The organism is Faecalibacterium sp. DFI.5.82 (genome assembly GCF_029076575.1).
In the GTDB taxonomy this organism is placed as follows: Bacteria; Bacillota; Clostridia; order Oscillospirales; family Ruminococcaceae; genus Faecalibacterium; species Faecalibacterium duncaniae.
On record NZ_JARFIS010000279.1, the window covers coordinates 1 to 328 of the forward strand.

General features: G+C 61.0%; 1 pseudogene. It reads left to right on the top strand.

Annotation, left to right across the window (positions count from 1 at the left end):
• Window positions 1-61: 61 nt before the first annotated feature.
• A pseudogene (locus P0G09_RS16600) lies at window positions 62-328 on the top strand (hypothetical protein); the annotation flags it as partial.

Here is a 328-nt window from a genome sequence, read left to right on the forward strand (position 1 = left end):
GGCGCGGCAAGGTCAAGAGCCTGCTGAACTGGATGAACCAGAAAGAGGAGGATGAGCAGCAGTGAGCAGCAATCGTACCAACGGCACAAAGCCTGCCATCCAGCACACCCAGAGCATTCTGGACGACCGCCGCATCCGGCTGCTGCTGGCCATCGTGGGTGCCATTGTGGCATGGATGGTGGTCACCATCGTCGTCCAGCCCGGCACCACCCGCACCATCAACAACGTGCCGGTGGATTTTACCTATGATTCCGCCGCGTACACCTCCCGGGGCCTGAGCATAGTCAGCGCGCCGGAAAAGTACGTCAGCCTGAAGCTCTCGGGCGAT